Genomic DNA, 1,011 nt, shown 5'->3' with positions numbered 1-1,011 from the left:
TGTACTGATCGGACAGGTTGGTGCACGGCCTCTGGCCGAGGGTGATCTTGAAGTGAGGAGGGACCTCCGGGTTGGCTGTGGGAGCCGCCAAGCACCCACTCCGACCACAGGAGGTCCCTCGTGGTTCACCGTAATGCGCCGCTGACCGAAACCGGCCGGCTTCGGCTGGCCCGCTGCATCGTCGACGACGGCTGGCCCGTGGCCTGGGCCGCCCAGCGATTCCAGGTGTCGCGGCCAACGGCCACCAGGTGGCGGGATCGCTATCTGGAGTTCGGTCCGGCCGGGATGGTCGACCGGTCCAGCCGCCCGCACTCCTCGCCGCGGCGCACACCGCAGTCGGTCGTGCGCCGCATCGTGCACCTGCGGTGGAAGCAGCGGCTGGGGCCGGTAGCCATCGCCGCCCGCGTCGGACTGGCGCCCTCGACGGTGCATCGAATCCTGGTCGCCTGCCGGATCAACCGGCTCTGGCACGTCGACCGGGTCACCGGCGAACCCATCCGCCGCTACGAGATGGCCCGACCCGGCGAGCTGGTGCACGTCGATGTGAAGAAGCTCGGCAACATCCCCGACGGAGGTGGCTGGCGCGCGCACGGCCGCGCTCAAGGGAATGTGCACCGGCACGCCCATCGCGACCCCGCCCGACCGCGCAAGGTCGGCGGTCGTCCCAACATCGGCTACTGCTACGTGCACTCGGCCATCGACGGCTACACCCGGCTGGCCTACTCCGAGGCTCTCGACGACGAGACCGCCGCTACCGCGCTGGCCTTCTGGGCCCGCGCCCGCGCCTTCTTCGCCGGCCATGGCATCACCGTCGAACGGGTGCTGACCGACAACGGCAGCCCCTACGTCAGCCACGCCTGGCGTGACGCCCACCAGCAGCTGGGCATCAAGCACTCCCGCACCCGCGTCCGACGTCCCCAGACCAACGGCAAGGTCGAACGGCTCAACCGCACCCTGCTCGAGGAGTGGGCCTACAAACGGCTCTACACCTCCGAGAAAGCGCGGCGGGCG

General features: G+C 70.1%; 1 protein-coding gene. It reads left to right on the top strand.

From position 1 onward, the window contains the following. Positions 1-120: 120 nt before the first annotated feature. Positions 121-1,011: IS481 family transposase (locus DQ240_RS23055; RefSeq protein ID WP_113842049.1), on the top strand; the 891-nt coding region annotated here is incomplete at its 3' end.

It is taken from the genome of Blastococcus sp. TF02A-26, from assembly GCF_003319125.1.
In the GTDB taxonomy this organism is placed as follows: Bacteria; Actinomycetota; Actinomycetes; order Mycobacteriales; family Geodermatophilaceae; genus Trujillonella.
The sequence above is the reverse complement of the archived record's forward strand: the minus strand, read 5'-3'. Positions and strand labels throughout refer to the sequence as shown.